Consider the following 15,443-nt stretch of genomic DNA (forward strand, 5'->3'; position numbering starts at 1 on the left):
AGCATCCGCGGGGTGGGTGCGGCGACGCCGTCACCCGCCGCCGCTTCAGGCCGCTCCGGCCCCATGCTCTCGAAGCAGAGCCGTCCTCACACGACCCGCCGCCCCGCGCGCCGCGCGATCGGCTTCTGCACAAAGTACATCGCGACCATCGAGATCATCGAGCTCGCCACGACGACGTAGCCGATCCGGTCGAAATGCAGCAGCGAGCCGTCCGGGTTCTCGGCGACGATCGCGGCTGCGACCACCGAGCCCAGCCCGCCCGAGAGCTGCTGCACCGAGGCCGAGACCGCGCTGAACGATCCGCGCTGGCTGGCGTCGGGGATCGCCGACATCAGCGCCTGCGACGGGATCATGCGCGAGAAGATGCCGACGAACATCAGCACATTGACGATGATCGCGGTCAGCAGCGAGACGTGGCCGAGATGGGTGTAGATCAGCACCATGATGGCCGACACCACGCAGCCGAAGATGAAGGTCGGATATTTGCCGAACGCGTCGCTGGCGCGGCCGACCAGCGGCCCCATGATGATGCTGAACAGGCCGGAGACCAGATAGATCGTCGGCAGATGCACGATGTCGATGCCGAGATTGTGCACGGTGAAGGCGCTGCCGAACGGCATCAGCATGAAACCGCCGGTCGCCAGCAGCGTCGTCACCAAAAAGGCCAGCGTGTAACGCGGCTGCCCCACGGTCGCGATCAGATGGCGGAACGGATTGCTGTCGTGCTGCAGCTTGAGATGTGCGGTGACCGGCTCCATGAACAGCGCAACCACCGCGATCGCCACGATCGACAGGCCGACGATGGCGACGAAGCAGATGTGCCAGTTCCAGTGATTGGCCAGGAAAAGTCCGGCCGGGACGCCGAGCACCTGGCTCGCGGCGAACGCCGTTTGCAGCACGCCCATGGCGCGGCCGCGCAGCTGCAGCGGAATCAGGTCGGTGACGATCGCGAGCACGACCGAGCCGATCACGCCGCCGAACAGGCCGGTGACGATGCGGCCGAGCAGCAGCACGTGGAAATTCTGCGCCAGCGCGCATAGCACGGTGCCGAGCATGAAGCCGACATGGAAGAACAGCAGCAGCTTCTTGCGGTCGAAGCGATCGGCAAAGCCGGCGGCGAGGATGCCGGAAATGCCGGCGGCGAACGCGTAGGCCGACACCGCGACGCCGAACTGCCCGGCCGTGATGTTGAGCGACGGCATCAGGATGGCGCCGAGCGGCGACATGATGATGAAGTCGAGGATCAGGGTGAACTGGGTGAAGGAAAGCAGCGCGATCAGGAACGATTGATAGCGCGTGAAGCCGCGCACCTGCGGCTCGTCGTCGATCGGCGCGGCGATGGTCTGTTCCGACATGAGGCTCATTTCTGAAGATGAGTAGGACGTGCGAGCGGCTGGGCACAGATAGGGCGCCGCTCGTGGATTTCATCGGCGGGGACACGCAAAAAATGCGCGGATATGTGATCAAGAACCGCGAGATTCCCGCTCCTCCATGTGGGTATTGCGAGGCCTCGGGTCATCTCGTCGCCAATCGTTTGAATTGCAGCGTGATCCAAATGCAACAGAGGTTGCGCGGTGCTGGGCAGCCGTGTCGGGATATGGCAAGAGCGGGGCGTGATCCCCCCGCTCAGCGGCGCGGCGACCGCCTATCCGCTCGCATCCCGGGCGTTTGGGGGCTAGTGTCGCCTGTCGAATCGAACCGAGACCCGAGGCCTTAATACATGACCATCCGCCTGCATCGCGGCGACCTGCCCGATCTCACGCGCTACACCGATTCCGTTGCGATCGACACCGAGACCATGGGGCTGCATCCGCATCGCGACCGGCTCTGCGTGGTGCAGATGTCGAACGGCGACGGCACTGCCGACGTGATCCAGATTCCGAAGGGGCACACCGATGCGCCGAACCTGAAGGCGCTGCTGGCCAATCCTGCGATCACCAAGATCTTCCATTTCGCGCGGTTCGACGTCGCGGTGCTCTACAACACGTTCGGCGTGATGCCGGCGCCGGTCTATTGCACCAAGATCGCCTCGCGGCTGTCGCGCACCTACACCGACCGCCACGGCCTGAAGGATCTGGTGCGCGAGGTGCTCAACGTCGATTTGTCGAAACAGCAGCAGTCGAGCGACTGGGGCGCGCAGAGCCTGAGCGAGGCCCAGCTCGCCTATGCCGCCTCCGACGTGCTGCACCTGCATGCGCTGCGCGACAAGTTGAACGTGATGCTGGCGCGCGAGGGACGCACCGATCTCGCGCAGTCCTGTTTCGATTTCCTCCCCACGCGCGCCAGGCTCGATCTCGACGGCTGGGAGGCCGAGGACATCTTCGCCCATTCATGATTTCGCCCGTTCATGGCGGGCGCCGAATTCGTCGCGGCGGGGCCAAATCCGCCCCGTTTCGGCCAAACTGTTCACGCGTTGTCCCCTGCGGGGGCGCGACGCGAGGTCCGGGCTGCATATTTGGGCGGCTCCGGCTAGGATAGGGGCATTTCGCGCCTCTGGAGCTCAGGTGAATTCGGTTCAGAATCCAGCCTATGTGACGGGCCTCGAGGCGCGCTTTGCCGCTGCCGCGCGGCACAGCCGCATGGTGCGGATCCTGCGCGTCGCGGTGCCCGCGGTGGTTGGACTGTCGATGGCTTCGATCATCTTCGTCTCGGTCTACAATCCCTTCCGCGAAATCATCCCCAGGCTGCCGGTCGAGATGGATAACCTCGTGGTGTCGGGCACCAAGATCACGATGGAATCGCCGCATATCGCCGGCTTCTCCGCCGACGGCCGGCCCTATGAAATGTGGGCCAAGGCGGCGATCCAGGACGTCACCGATCCCGACCATGTCGAGCTGAAGACGATCCGCGCCAAGGTCTCGCAACAGGACGAGTCGACCGTGACGATGGACGCGCGCACCGGCTTCTTCGACAACAAGAAGCAGCTGCTCGACCTGCGCCAGGATATCTTCCTGCAATCGTCCACCGGCTATGAAGCCAGGCTGACGCAAGCCTTGGTCGACATCAACAAGGGCAACGTGTCGTCGGACGAACATGTCGACGTCAAGCTGCTGCAGGGCACCCTGACATCGGACCGACTCAGAATCTACAACAGTGGCGAGCTGGTGCGGTTCGAAGGCAATGTTGTGATGTACCTCGACAAGCTCGGCGACAACAATGCGAGCCCGCCCGCCGAGGCCGCACCGCTACCTCCTCCTCCGGCGCCGCCGAAGGCGCGCAAATCCGCCAACACGAAATGATTTTGATGATGAGACGTTTTCCGCACGGCATCGCAATTGCGGCCTTCCTGCTCGCGCTGTTCGCAGTGAATTCCGCGTCCGCGCAGGGCTCGATGAGCGGCGTCCCCAATGCCATGCAGGGCTTCTCGCAGAACCGTGACCAGCCGATCCAGATCGAGGCCGCCGCGCTCGAAATGCGCGACAAGAAGAAGGAGGCGACCTTCTCCGGCAATGTGAAGGTCGTGCAGGGCGACACCACCATGACCTCGAAGATCCTGGTGGTGTTCTACGAGGACAAATCGACCCAGACGCCCGCGCCCGCGCCGGCCGGCACCAAGGGTGCCGCCGCCAAGGGCACTGCGCCGATGCAATCGGCGACCCCGGGCCCCGGCGGGGCATCCTCGATCAAGCGGCTTGAAGCGAAGGGCAATGTCGTCGTGACCCAGAAGGACCAGGTGGTCACCGGCGAGACCGCGATCTTCGACACCAAGACCAATCTGATCACCATGCTCGGCGGTGGTGGCGGTCAGGTGGTGCTGACCCAGTGCCAGAACGTGCTGCGCGGCGACCGCCTGCTGGTCGACATGACCACCGGCGTCTCGCGGGTGGAATCCGAGAGCGGCAAGGTGCAGGGCCTGTTCATCCAGTCGCAGGGCGGACAGAGCGGCAAGGGTGGCTGCGGAACGCCGGCCGCCCCCGGGACGGCCCCGGCGGCACCGTCACCGCTTCAGCTCCTGCCGGGCAGCAAGTCGAAATAGGGAGCCAAGTAAGCTTCGCGTAAGGTCCAGCAGAATCAATTGGTTAGATAATATTTTGCAGCCGCGAGGTTGAAGCGCGAGGGGCGAGACTGTATTTACTGCTGCGGTTCGGCCGAAGATGCGCCTCGAGGGGGAATCTTGTTGGCTGGGCAGGGGCATCCACTCATCCAAGGCGCGGGTCACCGCGCTTTGTCGTATTATTTGAGCATGATCCGCGCAAACGCGTCCGCGCTTGTCGCGCGGGAAGGCCGGAATCCGGTTTTCATGTTGGCAGGTTGGCGTGCGAATCGATTGGTCCGCAGGCAAAGTCGCGGGATCACCGTGAAAGGCTGAAGCGAAGCGGGGATGGTGGATTTATTCGGCATGTTCCGGCGGCGCTCTGCGAAACGCAGCACCGGATTTGCGCGTGCGCATGACGACATCACGGCGCTCGGCGACCAGTTCGGCGAGATGCTGACGTCGCCGGTGCGTGACGCGCCGCCGATGGCGCGTGCCGCCTCGGTTCCCGCCGCCGAGCTGCCGCGATCCCAGCCCGCAGCAGCGCCCGCTCCGGCCCGGGCAAGGCCAGCCAGGAACAGCGCCCCGGCGGCGCCGCAGCTGATCAAGCGGCCGGGCTACCTGGCTGTGCACAGCGTGGAAAAGAGTTTTGGCAGTCGCCAGGTCGTGCGCGGCGTAAGCATCTATGTGCGCCGCGGCGAGGCGGTCGGTCTGCTCGGGCCGAACGGCGCCGGCAAGACCACCGTGTTCTACATGATCACCGGCCTGATCAAGGCCGATCGCGGTGCGATCGAGCTCGACGGCCACGACGTCACCAGGCTGCCGATGTATCAGCGTGCGCGTCTCGGCATCGGCTATCTGCCGCAGGAAGCCTCGATCTTCCGCGGCCTGTCGGTCGAGCAGAACATCCGCGCCGTGCTGGAGGTCGTCGAGCCCTCGAAGAAGAAGCGCGAGCACGAGCTGGATTCGCTGCTCGACGAGTTCAACATCACGCGGCTGCGCAAGAGCCCGTCGATCGCGCTGTCCGGCGGCGAGCGGCGTCGCGTCGAGATCGCCCGCGCGCTGGCGACGCGCCCGAATTATATGCTGCTCGACGAGCCTTTCGCCGGCATCGACCCGATCGCGGTCGGCGACATCCAGGACCTCGTCCGCCATCTCACTAACCGCGGCATCGGCGTGCTCATCACCGACCACAATGTCCGCGAGACGCTCGGCCTGACCGACCGCGCCTACATCGTCTATGCCGGTGAGATCTTGACTGAAGGCAGTCCGGAGGAGATCGTTAATGATCCCGATGTACGCCGGCTTTACCTTGGCGAGGAATTCCGGCTCTAGCCCAAATTTTGCATCCGTCAAGCCGTGTACAAGCTTCACGGACTAAGATAAGCAAGAATCGAGCCAACTTTTAAGGTCGATCTTGCCTCCATGGCGCTGACGCAAAGACTAGAGTTCCGCCAGTCGCAGTCGCTGGTGATGACGCCGCAGCTGATGCAGGCGATCAAGCTGCTGCAACTGTCGAACCTGGATCTGTCGGCCTTCGTCGAGGAAGAGCTGGAACGCAATCCGCTGCTCGAGCGCGCGGCCGACGGGCCAGAGCCGCCGGTGGCGGGCGAGCCGGCCATGGAGCGGTCCGACTACGGCGATTCCGACGGTTCCTCAAGCTACGGTGACGATGGTGACCGCTCCGACATGGCCTCTGGTTCGAGCGGCGAGGCCGCTTTCGAGCCCGGCCAGGAGGAGTGGCTGAATCGCGACCTCGGCACCCGCGCCGAGATCGAGCAGACGCTAGACACCGGTCTCGACAACGTGTTCTCCGAGGAGCCGGCGGAGGCCGCTGCGCGCGCCGCGCAGGATGCACCGCCGTCTGTCTATACCGAATGGGGCGGCGGCGCCTCCAGCGATGACGAATACAATCTCGAAGCGTTCGTGGCCGCCGAGCTGACGCTCGCCGACCATCTCGCCGAACAGCTCGCGGTGGCGTTCTCGGCGCCGGCGCAGCGCATGATCGGACAGTACCTGATCGACCTGGTCGACGATGCCGGCTATCTGCCGGCCGATCTCGGCCAGGCCGCCGAGCGGCTCGGTGCGTCGCAGCAGGCGGTCGACGAGGTCGTCGCGGTGTTGCAGAAATTCGATCCGCCGGGCGTCTGCGCCCGAAACCTGAGCGAGTGCCTGGCGATCCAGCTGCGCGAGCTCGATCGCTACGACCCGGCGATGCAGGCGCTGGTCGAGCATCTCGATCTGCTGGCCAAGCGCGACATCGCAGGCCTGCGCAAGCTGTGCGGCGTCGACGACGAAGACATCACCGACATGATCGCCGAGATCCGGCGGCTCGATCCGAAGCCTGGACTGAAGTTCGGCACCTCGCGGACCCAGACCATGGTGCCTGACGTCTATGTCCGTCCGGGTCCCGACGGCGGCTGGCATGTCGAGCTCAACAGCGACACTCTGCCGCGCGTACTGGTCAACCAGACCTATTACTCTGAGCTGTCGAAGACGATCCGCAAGGACGGTGACAAGTCGTACTTCACCGACTGCCTGCAGAACGCGACCTGGCTGGTGCGCGCGCTCGATCAGCGCGCCCGCACCATCCTGAAGGTCGCCACCGAGATCGTCCGCCAGCAGGACGGCTTCTTCACCTATGGCGTCGCGCATCTGCGGCCGCTGAATCTGAAGGCGGTCGCGGACGCGATCCAGATGCATGAATCGACGGTGTCGCGCGTCACCGCCAACAAATACATGGCGACCAATCGCGGCAGTTTTGAATTGAAGTATTTTTTCACCGCGTCGATCGCGTCCGCCGACGGCGGCGAGGCGCATTCGGCCGAAGCGGTGCGTCACCACATCAAGCAGTTGATCGACGGCGAAGCGCCGTCGGCGATCCTGTCCGACGACACGATCGTGGAACGTTTGCGCGCTTCGGGCATTGATATCGCCCGCCGCACCGTCGCGAAGTATCGCGAGGCGATGCGGATACCATCCTCGGTGCAGCGCCGCCGTGACAAACAGAGCATGCTCGGTAATGCCCTTTCGGCTCCTGCCTCCTCGTCCGACCGGTCGCGTGATACAGCGCCCGTTTAGGTTACTTCTTGAGCATGACCCCGTCCGAGTACGGACCGGTCCAAGCGCTCGTTGCGTTCGCGTCAAATCGCGATAGTCTCAATCTTTCCTGGTGAAGCGTCGTCCACCGAGGGAGGTACCCGGAAGCCCAGCAAGCATCGTGCTCCTGCAAGACCGATCGAGGCATCCAGCAATCGAGGCATCAAATGACCCTTCGAATCTCGGGAAAGAGCATCAGCATCGGCGAGGCGCTTCGCGCGCGCGTCAGCGAGCGCACCGACGAGGTCCTGCGAAAGTATTTTGATGGCAACTATTCCGGTCACATCACGCTGAGCAAGGATGGCTTCGGCTTTCGAACCGACTGCGCGCTGCATCTGGATTCCGGCATCACGCTGGAAGCCGAATCCAACGCCGCCGATGCCTATGCCAGCGCGGATGCCGCGCTGCTGATGATCGAGAAGCGCCTGCGCCGCTACAAGAGCCGGCTCAAGGACCGCTCCGCCCGCAAGGCCTATGCCGCGAACGCCGCGCTCGCCGAATTGAACGGCGCAGGCCTCGACGCGCCGAGCTACATCATCGAGGCGCCCGAGAACGAGGACGAGGTCACCGAATACAGCCCTGTCATCATTGCCGAGGCAACCACCGCGCTGAAGCGGCTGTCGGTCAGCGAGGCGGTGATGGAGCTCGACCTGACCGGCGCCTCCTGCCTGGTGTTCCAGCATGGCGGCAGTGGCCGGTTGAACATCATATACCGCCGTACGGACGGCAATGTCGGCTGGGTCGACCCGCCCGCGGTGAGCCCCTGAGGATAGTTGGCAGATGGCATTGACGTTCGAAGCCAGCCCTGCTTATGGTCCGCCGCCTCCAGGAATAAGGGGGGCGGAACAGGGTTCGCAGGTGTTGGCACCGCCGATACGTTGGAGTAGAAGCCCTGCCAAATGGACCCGGGCTAAGCCCGCATCCCACCTCATCTTCTTGACGCCGCCGCTGTAAAGCCTATTTCGCAACCTGACGGTCATTCACCTCGGAACGTCCCAATGCCGATTACCGACCTGGTCGCACCCGAGGCGATACTCCCTGCTTTGAAAGTCATCAGCAAGAAGCAGGCGCTGCAGGAACTTGCGGCGCGTGCCTCCGCTTTGACCGGGCAGAACGAGCGCGCGATCTTCGAAGTGCTGCTGCAGCGCGAGAAGCTCGGCACCACGGCGGTCGGCTATGGCGTCGCCATCCCGCACGGCAAGCTGCCGAAGCTGGAGAAGCTGTTCGGCTTCTTCGCCCGTCTCGAGCGGCCGATCGATTTCGAGGCGATGGACGGCCAGCCGGTCGACCTGATCTTCCTGCTGCTGGCGCCCGAAGGCGCCGGCGCCGATCACCTCAAGGCGCTGGCGCGCATCGCCCGCCTGCTGCGTGACCAGGACGTCGCCAAGAAGCTGCGCGCATCGCGCGACGCGCAGGCGATCTACTCAGTGCTCGCGCTGCCGCCGGCCAGCGCGGCCTAATCACTCAGCGCTCATTCGCGCAACTGTCATCGGCGTGTAGTCTGTTCGTCAGGCGATGGCGCATGCCCGACGCGTTGTCAGGCTCGTTGAGCCTGCAGCCTGGATGAAGCGCAGCGCAATCCGGGGAAAATCTCGCAGTCGGCGCGAATCCCGGATTTCGCTGCGCTTCATCCGGGCTTCGAAGCATTGGAAAATTTCAGCAGATCGTCGGCAGCAGGCGGCGGACTTCATCGAGCAGATCCGGGACGGCCTGCTCGTCGTCAGCAAGATGCCTGAGCAGCGCGCTCTGGAACAGGCCGTCGAACAGCGCGTAGAGCGCGGCCGGAGACGATGCCGGCTTCTTGTTGCCGAGCTCGGCGTAGCGCGTGGCGATGCGCCAGATCATCGCTTCCAGGCTCTTGTCGATCTCGAGCACGTCCTTGCGAAACGCCGGCTCGAACATCGCCTGCGAGCGCAGATCGTACCAGAGCCGGTGCATGCGGGCTTCGTCCCGCAACGTCGCCGCGAGTTTGGCGAGGAAGCCTTCGGTCAATTCGTCGCGGCTGCGCGCCGTCGTCACCACCTCGTCATAGCGCGTCACGCATTTCGCCTTGTAGTGACGGACGCAGCAGCAGATCAGGTCGAGCTTGTCGCTGAAGTAGTAGTGAAACACGCCGTGCGTGAATGCGGAGTTCTGCGCGATCTCGCGCAGGCTGGTGCGCGCGAAGCCGAGCTCGCCGAGCGTCTCCAGCGCAGCCTCCGCAAGCTCGACGCGCCGTGCGTTGAACTTCTCGTCGCGCAGCGTCTCGGTCGCCACCGCCACGCGTTGGGCCGCTCCTGTCGCATGCCGCGCCATCCGGTGCCTTTCCTCTGTCTCTTCCCGCGAGCAACTATACCGCGGCGACCGCAGTGTGCTCCATCCCTTCACAATCATCCTCTTTGACACTTGTCAAATTCAGACTTGACAAGTGTCAAGTTCCTGGACGAGGGTTGGCGCAATAATTTGGACAACCGTCAAGACGGCTGACCAATCGACAAAACAGGAGGAAATGCACCGCCGGGGCGCGCCACGCTGCGCCCCGCCGACGTCGGCCGCGATCACCAATGCGCTCCAAATGCGCAACGTCCGGCCCGCGCAGCCCCCAGTCCGCAGCACTGATCAAGATCACCAAGCAAAGGGAGGACTACGTCATGAGTGGGAAGAGCCTTGAAGGCAGGAAAGCCCTGGTCACCGGCGGCGCCCGGGGGATTGGCGCGGCGATTGCGCAGGCACTGGCGCGCTCCGGCGCGGCTGTGATGATCGGCGATATTCTCGACGATACCGGCAAGGCCAGCGCCGCCGAGATCGCCAAGGCCGGCGTGAAGACCGGCTTCGTCAAGCTCGACGTCACCGACGACGCGCAGTGGGAGCGGGCCGCCGCAGCGACGGTCGAAACCCTCGGCGGCTTCGATATCCTGATCAACAATGCCGGCATCGAGATCACCTCGCTGGTCGCCGACATCAAGGCCGAAGACGCGCGCCGCATGTGCGACGTCAACGTCGTCGGCACCGTGCTCGGCATGAAGCACGCCTTCCGCGCGATGCGGCCGGGCGGCGCCGCCGGCAAGGGCGGTGCGGTGGTCAATATCGCGTCCGTCGCGGCGACGATCGCCTTCCCGAGCATCGCCGTCTATTCCGGCACCAAATCCGCGGTCGATCGCATGACCCGCGTCGGTGCGATGGAAGCCGGCAAGCTCGGCTATGGCGTGCGCGTCAACTGCATCTATCCCGGCCTGATCCCGACCGACATGGGCCTGCAGCTCGCCAATGACATCGTGAAGATCGGCCTTGCGCCCGACGTCAACGCCGCCGTCGGTTCGGTGGTGGAGCAGACGCCGCTCGGCAAGCTCGCTGAGGTCTCCGACATCGCCGACGCCGCGGTGTTCCTGTGCTCGAACGATGCCCGCTTCATCACCGGCATCGGCCTGCCGGTCGACGGCGGCATGGGCATGTAGCAACGAAGCTGACAACAAGCATTTCGGAGGAACGCAATGAGCGAGAAGAAGCCCGTCATCGTCTATGGCGCGTCCGGCTACACCGGCCGGCTGGTTTGCGAATATCTGCGCGAGTACAACATTCCCTTCATCGCCGCCGGCCGCAGCGCCGACAAGCTCAACGCCGCGATGAAGTCGAACGTCGCCGGCATCGAGACCGCCGACTATGAGGTGGTGACGGTGCCGCACACCGCCGCTGCGCTGACCGAGCTGTTCAAGGGTGCCTCGGTGGTGCTCAACACCGTAGGCCCATTCGCCAAGTTCGGCATCGAGGTGGTGCAGGCCTGCCTTGCGGCGAAGTGCCACTACACCGACACGACCGGCGAGCAGGACTGGCTGATCACGCTCGAGCAGGAGTTCGGCACCAAGTTCGGCAATGCCGGCCTGCTGCTGGCGCCGGGCATTGCGCAGATGTACACCACCGGCGAGATCGCCGCGCAGCTGTGCCTGGAGACGCCCGGCCTCGACACGCTCGATATCGCCGTGTTCTGGGGCGGCAGCCCGACCATCGCCTCGACGCAAACCATCCTGGTCAACGCCGCGATGGCCAAGGCCTACTACCTCGAGCAGAACAAGTATGTCGAGCATCAGCCCGATGCCGGCCTCACCAACCTCGTCATCCCCGGCCAGCACGAACTGGCGCTGGCGCTGCCCTGGGGAGGCACCTCGCATCCGGTCTGGTTCAAGCGTGATCCGCGCGTCGCCAACGTCAAGGTGCTGGGTGGCGTGTTCAATCGTGCGCTCATGCTGGGCGTGCCGCAGATCGTTGCTGCCGCGCTGGAGGCGACCAAGGACATGAAGCCCGACGAGCGCTACGCCGCGCTGGCGCAGACTGCGGCCGGCGTGATGAACACCATGCCGCCGCGCGAGAACCCGCGCGTCAACAAGTCGCTGGATTCGGTGTATGCCTCCGGCCCGCTCGGGCGCGCGCACTGCGTCATCAACGGCAACAGCAATTACAAGCAGACCGGCCTGCTGCAGGCCTATGCCGCCGCGCATCTGGTGCAGCAACCGCCCAAGCGCGTCGGCTTCGCCTCCGGCTGCCAGGCGTTCGGCCATCACGAGCTGCTCGGGCAATTGCGCAGCTTCGGTCTGGTCGGCAAGCCGGTGCTGACCGTGCACGATTAAGCTTGAGCCCCGATCGGATCGGGGCTCAACACTCCGTTCCCTGAAGCGTTTTCGTCAAGCGGACTGGTATCCGCCTTGTTCGAAAACGTCTATCCGCGGGTGACGCAGTCGCGCGTCACCCGCGCCCTCTCGCGAGGCTCGCCATGCGCTTCATCGATTATCTCGACAAGGGTGCCTCGCTCGGCGCCGATGCGCCGTGCCTCACCATGGATGGCCGCGACCTCAGCTATGGCGATGTACAGCGGCTGAGCTACCGGATCGCGCGCGGGCTCGAGCGCTCCGGCATCGCGCCGGGCGAGAAGGTCGCGATCCTCTCAGGCAACGATCCGCTGGCGTTCGCCTGCGTGTTCGGCATCTCCCGCGCGGCCGCGGTGTGGTGCCCGATCAATCCGCGCAACGAAGCGGCCGAGAACAAGTTCATCCTCGATCAGTTCGATTGCAGCCTGCTGCTGTTTCATTCGAGCTTTGCGCCGATGGTCGAGGCCGTGCGGCAGGACCTGCCCAAGCTGCGCGCGCTGGTCTGCCTCGATCAGGAACTGCCGTTCGCGCCGTCATTCGACCGCTGGCTGTCCGGGCTTGCCGACGATCACCATCAGCGCGACACGATCGACGATCTCGCGATGATCCCGGGCACCGGCGGCACCACCGGCAAGCCCAAGGGCGTGATGCTCTCGGGACGCAACATTGAGGCGATGACCGCGCTGACCCTGATGGGTTACCCGTTCAAGGGCCGTCCGGTCTATCTCGCGCTGGCGCCGCTGACGCACGCCGCCGGCGTGCTGTGCTTTCCGATCATGACGCTCGGCGGCCGCGTCGTGATCATGCATCACCCTGATATAGGCGAGTTCCTGGCGCTGATCGCGCGCTATCGCGTCACCCACACCTTCCTGCCGCCGACCGTGATCTACATGCTGCTCGATCATCCCGAGCTCGACGCGGCGGATCGCTCCTCGCTGCAATGTTTCTGGTATGGCGCGGCGCCGATCTCGGCGACGCGGCTTGCCGAGGCGTTGCAGCGGATCGGGCCGATGGCGCAGCTGTTCGGGCAGACCGAGGCGCCGATGATGATCTCGATGATGCCGCCTGCCGATCACTATCATGCAGACGGCACGATCGCGATGGAGCGGCTGTCGTCGGCGGGACGGATCGGTCCGCTGGTGCAGGCCGGCATCATGGACGGCGACGGCAAGCTGTTGCCGGCGGGATCGCGCGGCGAGATCGTGGTGCGCGGCTCGCTTGTCATGGACGGCTACTACAAGAACCCGGAGGCCACGCGCGAAGCATCAGTGCATGGCTGGCATCACACCGGAGACATCGGCTACATCGACGGCGACGGCTATCTCTACATCGTCGACCGCGCCAAGGACATGATCATCACCGGCGGCTTCAACGTCTATTCGATCGAGGTCGAGAACGCGTTGCGGGCCCATGAGGCGGTGCAGGATTGTGCGGTGATCGGGATGCCCGACGACAAATGGGGCGAGCGCATCGTTGCTGTGGTGCAGCCGCGCGCCGGCCACACCGTCGATGCGACCGCGCTGGCGGCGTTCGTCAAGCAGCAGATCGGCAGCATCAAGACACCGAAGCAGATCGAGGTCTGGGACGATCTGCCGCGCTCCAAGGTCGGCAAAGTGCTGAAGCCAGACATCCGCGCGCGGCTAACTCGCTAGCCCGCGCGATCCGAGGCATCTACCTCTTGCCATACTCGGTGAACACATAGTCGCGGTTCTGCACCACCGTGTGGCAGGCATAACCACATTTTGCGTCGTTTTCCTGCGGCGGATTATCCGTCGTGTTGGCGGGCCTGAACACATCGGTCGCCGCGTCGTACTCGAACGCGCCGTATCCCCAGCCGCCGCTATCCGCGAACCTCTTGCTGTCCTTGACCATGAAGTCGACGTCGTGCTGGGCGCCTGGCACGGTTGGTTGACCGGGATATGCCTCTTGCTTCTTCGGGATCCAGTGAATCTTCGCCATCTTGGCGCCATCCGGGAACGGCTTGCCATTGCCGGGTACGCCGTCGCGATAGGCGCCGATCATCGCGGGATTGCCCAGGATCACGGCGATGACGCCTTCATTCTCGCTGATCGCGATCACCGCCCAGTCCTCGTATCCCCTGAACTCGGAGAACGCGAGCCCGTTCTGCACCTGCAAACTGTACTTGTCCTGCGCGGAAATCGCGACACCGGTCGCGAGGATGGAAATCGATACCGGAGCAACGAGATTGATCAGCGTGCTCTTCTGCATGGTCGCATCTCCTCCAATGATTTGGCGGCGAATAAGTCCTGGTGGAAGTCCTCTTGTCGTGCGGCCGTCTGAAAGGCTCGGGACTGCGCGGACCGTTCGTCACGCGAACTGATAACAGCACGGAACGGTGCCGAACGAAATGGAGCCGCTGCGGTCCGCGCCTATTGACAAGCGCTTTGTGACGCCAGAAGACGGATCGGCGCAACATGGCGCGTGCGTACCAAGGGATGACTGATGTCCCGCGATTTTCGCCTTGATCGCGTTCCTGTCGACGTTCTCGCTTACGAACTCGCCGAGGAAAGGGCCAGCGCGCTCGGGCGCATGGGCCGGGCGCTGGAACAGGCCCTCGCCAAATTGCGCGAGTTCGATGCCGCTCATCCGCGCGCTGAAGCACCGGCGCCTGCACAGCAGGCGCGGCGCATGCTGGTCCGGCAAGCCGGCCACGCGCTCTGGATGTTCGTGGTGCAGCGGGAAGCTTGCGGGCTGCGCAATAACCGCATGCTGATGCGCGACTACAATGTTCCCGGCGAGGTGCAGCTCAGCATGGGTCCGCTACCCGCCACGTCGACCTGATCCCAATAAAAAATGCGCGGGCCGCCTCGGTCGGTGTCGAGGCATGCCCGCGCATCTGAACTCGCGGATGTCGTGTCAGCAGCGCGTCAGTGGACGCTGACGGCTTGCAGCTCGTTGCTCCAGGCGTTCGCGATCGCGGCTTCGCGGCTGTCGGTCAGCATGATCGGCGTGCCGTCGGCGGCGTGCAGCGCGAACAGCTTGAGGCCCGGCGCGATCTTCGGCGCCTGCGGAAACAGATCGGGCACGTCCTCGGAACGGACCTGCTTCACATAGGCGATATGACCCTCGCCCAGATGGGCCAGCGCTTCCGGCGTGACGCTGTCGGATTGGAAGATGATGCTTGCTTCACTCATGGTCTCGACTCCTCAGTCAGACAAGCGGTCGAGTCCGCTCCTTGTTTCTATTATTCGTGCTCATTGATAGCGATTGTCTTAATGACCCGTTCAGGTTCCGGCCTGGCCAGATCAATCGACAACAACCCGTTCTTCAGATCCGCGCCCAGCACCTGCATCCCCTCTGCCAGCACGAAGGTGCGCTGGAAGTGGCGCGCGGCGATGCCGCGATGGATGTATTGCCGAGCCTTGTCGTCCTGCTGGCGGCCGCGGATGACGAGCTGATTTTCCTCAATAGTTACATCGAGTTGGTCGCGGGTGAAGCCCGCCACCGCCAACGTGATGCGCAGCCGCTCGGGCTGCCCGTTGGTGCGGTCGCACCGCTCGATGTTGTAGGGAGGATAGCCGTCAGCGCCCTTCACGACGCGGTCGAGCGCACGCTCGATCTCGTCGAATCCCAGAAGGAACGGACTGGACAACGATGGAACACGAGACATTACAAAGTCCTCTCGAAGCGACTTTGAGGGGCCCTTGCGGCGCCCCATGCAACCGGCGGGCCGTCTGGCCTCCGGTTAGTGAGGGATATGGGGGCGATCTGGATAGCGTTCAAGCAGCCCA

Annotated in this window: 16 protein-coding genes; 11 read left to right on the forward strand and 5 right to left on the reverse strand. The window is 64.3% G+C overall.

The window, feature by feature from the left end; translation table 11 throughout:
• Nucleotides 1-86 precede the first annotated feature (86 nt).
• The gene (locus ACTUWL_RS15745; RefSeq protein ID WP_021082577.1) at nucleotides 87-1,355 is read right to left on the reverse strand and encodes an MFS transporter; all 1,269 of its coding nucleotides are present in this window, start codon (nucleotides 1,353-1,355) and stop codon (nucleotides 87-89) included.
• A 365-nt stretch (nucleotides 1,356-1,720) separates the two neighbouring features.
• Here ACTUWL_RS15745 and ACTUWL_RS15750 point away from each other — a divergent pair, with 365 nt between their 5' ends.
• The 7 genes from ACTUWL_RS15750 (at nucleotide 1,721) to ptsN (ending at nucleotide 8,532) form a co-directional block, all read left to right on the forward strand.
• Complete coding sequence (locus tag ACTUWL_RS15750) at nucleotides 1,721-2,335, forward strand: ribonuclease D (protein ID WP_021082578.1); 615 nt, start codon at nucleotides 1,721-1,723, stop codon at nucleotides 2,333-2,335.
• A gap of 169 nt (nucleotides 2,336-2,504) precedes the next feature.
• Nucleotides 2,505-3,239, forward strand: coding sequence for an LPS export ABC transporter periplasmic protein LptC (lptC, locus tag ACTUWL_RS15755; RefSeq protein ID WP_021082579.1), 735 nt, complete (start codon nucleotides 2,505-2,507; stop codon nucleotides 3,237-3,239).
• A gap of 5 nt (nucleotides 3,240-3,244) precedes the next feature.
• A complete protein-coding gene (locus ACTUWL_RS15760; protein ID WP_035653751.1) occupies nucleotides 3,245-3,976 on the forward strand; it encodes an LptA/OstA family protein in 732 nt (243 codons plus the stop codon).
• 345 nt (nucleotides 3,977-4,321) lie between these two features.
• Nucleotides 4,322-5,308 (forward strand): LPS export ABC transporter ATP-binding protein, encoded by a 987-nt coding sequence (gene lptB / locus ACTUWL_RS15765; RefSeq protein ID WP_035653707.1) that lies wholly within the window; start codon nucleotides 4,322-4,324, stop codon nucleotides 5,306-5,308.
• A 90-nt stretch (nucleotides 5,309-5,398) separates the two neighbouring features.
• Nucleotides 5,399-7,054 (forward strand): RNA polymerase factor sigma-54, encoded by a 1,656-nt coding sequence (gene rpoN / locus ACTUWL_RS15770; RefSeq protein ID WP_021082583.1) that lies wholly within the window; start codon nucleotides 5,399-5,401, stop codon nucleotides 7,052-7,054.
• A 185-nt stretch (nucleotides 7,055-7,239) separates the two neighbouring features.
• The gene (gene hpf, locus ACTUWL_RS15775) at nucleotides 7,240-7,839 is read left to right on the forward strand and encodes a ribosome hibernation-promoting factor, HPF/YfiA family (RefSeq protein ID WP_021082584.1); all 600 of its coding nucleotides are present in this window, start codon (nucleotides 7,240-7,242) and stop codon (nucleotides 7,837-7,839) included.
• 231 nt (nucleotides 7,840-8,070) lie between these two features.
• Nucleotides 8,071-8,532: a PTS IIA-like nitrogen regulatory protein PtsN gene (ptsN, locus tag ACTUWL_RS15780; RefSeq protein ID WP_016843543.1), complete on the forward strand. Its 462-nt coding sequence runs from the start codon at nucleotides 8,071-8,073 to the stop codon at nucleotides 8,530-8,532.
• Nucleotides 8,533-8,728: 196 nt separating this feature from the next.
• Here ptsN and ACTUWL_RS15785 read toward each other — a convergent pair whose 3' ends face one another.
• Nucleotides 8,729-9,334 carry a TetR/AcrR family transcriptional regulator gene (locus ACTUWL_RS15785; protein ID WP_291731474.1) on the reverse strand — a complete coding sequence of 202 codons (606 nt, stop codon included), beginning with the start codon at nucleotides 9,332-9,334 and terminating at the stop codon, nucleotides 8,729-8,731.
• A 368-nt stretch (nucleotides 9,335-9,702) separates the two neighbouring features.
• Between ACTUWL_RS15785 and ACTUWL_RS15790 the strand changes: the two genes are divergently transcribed.
• The 3 genes from ACTUWL_RS15790 to ACTUWL_RS15800 all read left to right on the forward strand — a co-directional run bounded on the left by ACTUWL_RS15790 (nucleotide 9,703) and on the right by ACTUWL_RS15800 (nucleotide 13,343).
• Nucleotides 9,703-10,506 (forward strand): SDR family NAD(P)-dependent oxidoreductase, encoded by an 804-nt coding sequence (locus ACTUWL_RS15790; RefSeq protein ID WP_021082586.1) that lies wholly within the window; start codon nucleotides 9,703-9,705, stop codon nucleotides 10,504-10,506.
• A gap of 36 nt (nucleotides 10,507-10,542) precedes the next feature.
• Nucleotides 10,543-11,673: a DUF5938 domain-containing protein gene (locus ACTUWL_RS15795; protein WP_021082587.1), complete on the forward strand. Its 1,131-nt coding sequence runs from the start codon at nucleotides 10,543-10,545 to the stop codon at nucleotides 11,671-11,673.
• A 143-nt stretch (nucleotides 11,674-11,816) separates the two neighbouring features.
• The gene (locus tag ACTUWL_RS15800) at nucleotides 11,817-13,343 is read left to right on the forward strand and encodes an AMP-binding protein (RefSeq protein WP_021082588.1); all 1,527 of its coding nucleotides are present in this window, start codon (nucleotides 11,817-11,819) and stop codon (nucleotides 13,341-13,343) included.
• A gap of 19 nt (nucleotides 13,344-13,362) precedes the next feature.
• On the opposite strand, the gene ACTUWL_RS15805 is transcribed toward ACTUWL_RS15800, so the two are convergent.
• The gene (locus tag ACTUWL_RS15805; RefSeq protein ID WP_021082589.1) at nucleotides 13,363-13,920 is read right to left on the reverse strand and encodes a cytochrome P460 family protein; all 558 of its coding nucleotides are present in this window, start codon (nucleotides 13,918-13,920) and stop codon (nucleotides 13,363-13,365) included.
• A 234-nt stretch (nucleotides 13,921-14,154) separates the two neighbouring features.
• Here ACTUWL_RS15805 and ACTUWL_RS15810 point away from each other — a divergent pair, with 234 nt between their 5' ends.
• Nucleotides 14,155-14,493: a DUF6665 family protein gene (locus tag ACTUWL_RS15810; protein ID WP_021082590.1), complete on the forward strand. Its 339-nt coding sequence runs from the start codon at nucleotides 14,155-14,157 to the stop codon at nucleotides 14,491-14,493.
• 86 nt (nucleotides 14,494-14,579) lie between these two features.
• On the opposite strand, the gene ACTUWL_RS15815 is transcribed toward ACTUWL_RS15810, so the two are convergent.
• Nucleotides 14,580-14,846: a BQ00720 family protein gene (locus ACTUWL_RS15815; RefSeq protein WP_021082591.1), complete on the reverse strand. Its 267-nt coding sequence runs from the start codon at nucleotides 14,844-14,846 to the stop codon at nucleotides 14,580-14,582.
• A 50-nt stretch (nucleotides 14,847-14,896) separates the two neighbouring features.
• Entirely contained in the window at nucleotides 14,897-15,322 is a 426-nt protein-coding gene (locus tag ACTUWL_RS15820) for an Hsp20 family protein (protein WP_021082592.1), read from the reverse strand.
• Between the last annotated feature and the right edge of the window lie 121 nt (nucleotides 15,323-15,443).

The organism is Bradyrhizobium sp. WCU1 (genome assembly GCF_053474805.1).

Bases quoted from the DNA above. Each gene is read 5' to 3' on its own strand.
- ACTUWL_RS15745 (WP_021082577.1), bottom strand. From the start codon at position 1,355: ATGTCGGAACAGACCATCGCCGCGCCGATCGACGACGAGCCGCAGGTG.
- ACTUWL_RS15750 (WP_021082578.1), top strand. From the start codon at position 1,721: ATGACCATCCGCCTGCATCGCGGCGACCTGCCCGATCTCACGCGCTAC.
- ACTUWL_RS15760 (WP_035653751.1), top strand. From the start codon at position 3,245: ATGATGAGACGTTTTCCGCACGGCATCGCAATTGCGGCCTTCCTGCTC.
- lptB (WP_035653707.1), top strand. From the start codon at position 4,322: ATGGTGGATTTATTCGGCATGTTCCGGCGGCGCTCTGCGAAACGCAGC.
- rpoN (WP_021082583.1), top strand. From the start codon at position 5,399: ATGGCGCTGACGCAAAGACTAGAGTTCCGCCAGTCGCAGTCGCTGGTG.
- hpf (WP_021082584.1), top strand. From the start codon at position 7,240: ATGACCCTTCGAATCTCGGGAAAGAGCATCAGCATCGGCGAGGCGCTT.
- ptsN (WP_016843543.1), top strand. From the start codon at position 8,071: ATGCCGATTACCGACCTGGTCGCACCCGAGGCGATACTCCCTGCTTTG.
- ACTUWL_RS15790 (WP_021082586.1), top strand. From the start codon at position 9,703: ATGAGTGGGAAGAGCCTTGAAGGCAGGAAAGCCCTGGTCACCGGCGGC.
- ACTUWL_RS15795 (WP_021082587.1), top strand. From the start codon at position 10,543: ATGAGCGAGAAGAAGCCCGTCATCGTCTATGGCGCGTCCGGCTACACC.
- ACTUWL_RS15800 (WP_021082588.1), top strand. From the start codon at position 11,817: ATGCGCTTCATCGATTATCTCGACAAGGGTGCCTCGCTCGGCGCCGAT.
- ACTUWL_RS15805 (WP_021082589.1), bottom strand. From the start codon at position 13,920: ATGCAGAAGAGCACGCTGATCAATCTCGTTGCTCCGGTATCGATTTCC.
- ACTUWL_RS15810 (WP_021082590.1), top strand. From the start codon at position 14,155: ATGTCCCGCGATTTTCGCCTTGATCGCGTTCCTGTCGACGTTCTCGCT.
- ACTUWL_RS15815 (WP_021082591.1), bottom strand. From the start codon at position 14,846: ATGAGTGAAGCAAGCATCATCTTCCAATCCGACAGCGTCACGCCGGAA.
- ACTUWL_RS15820 (WP_021082592.1), bottom strand. From the start codon at position 15,322: ATGTCTCGTGTTCCATCGTTGTCCAGTCCGTTCCTTCTGGGATTCGAC.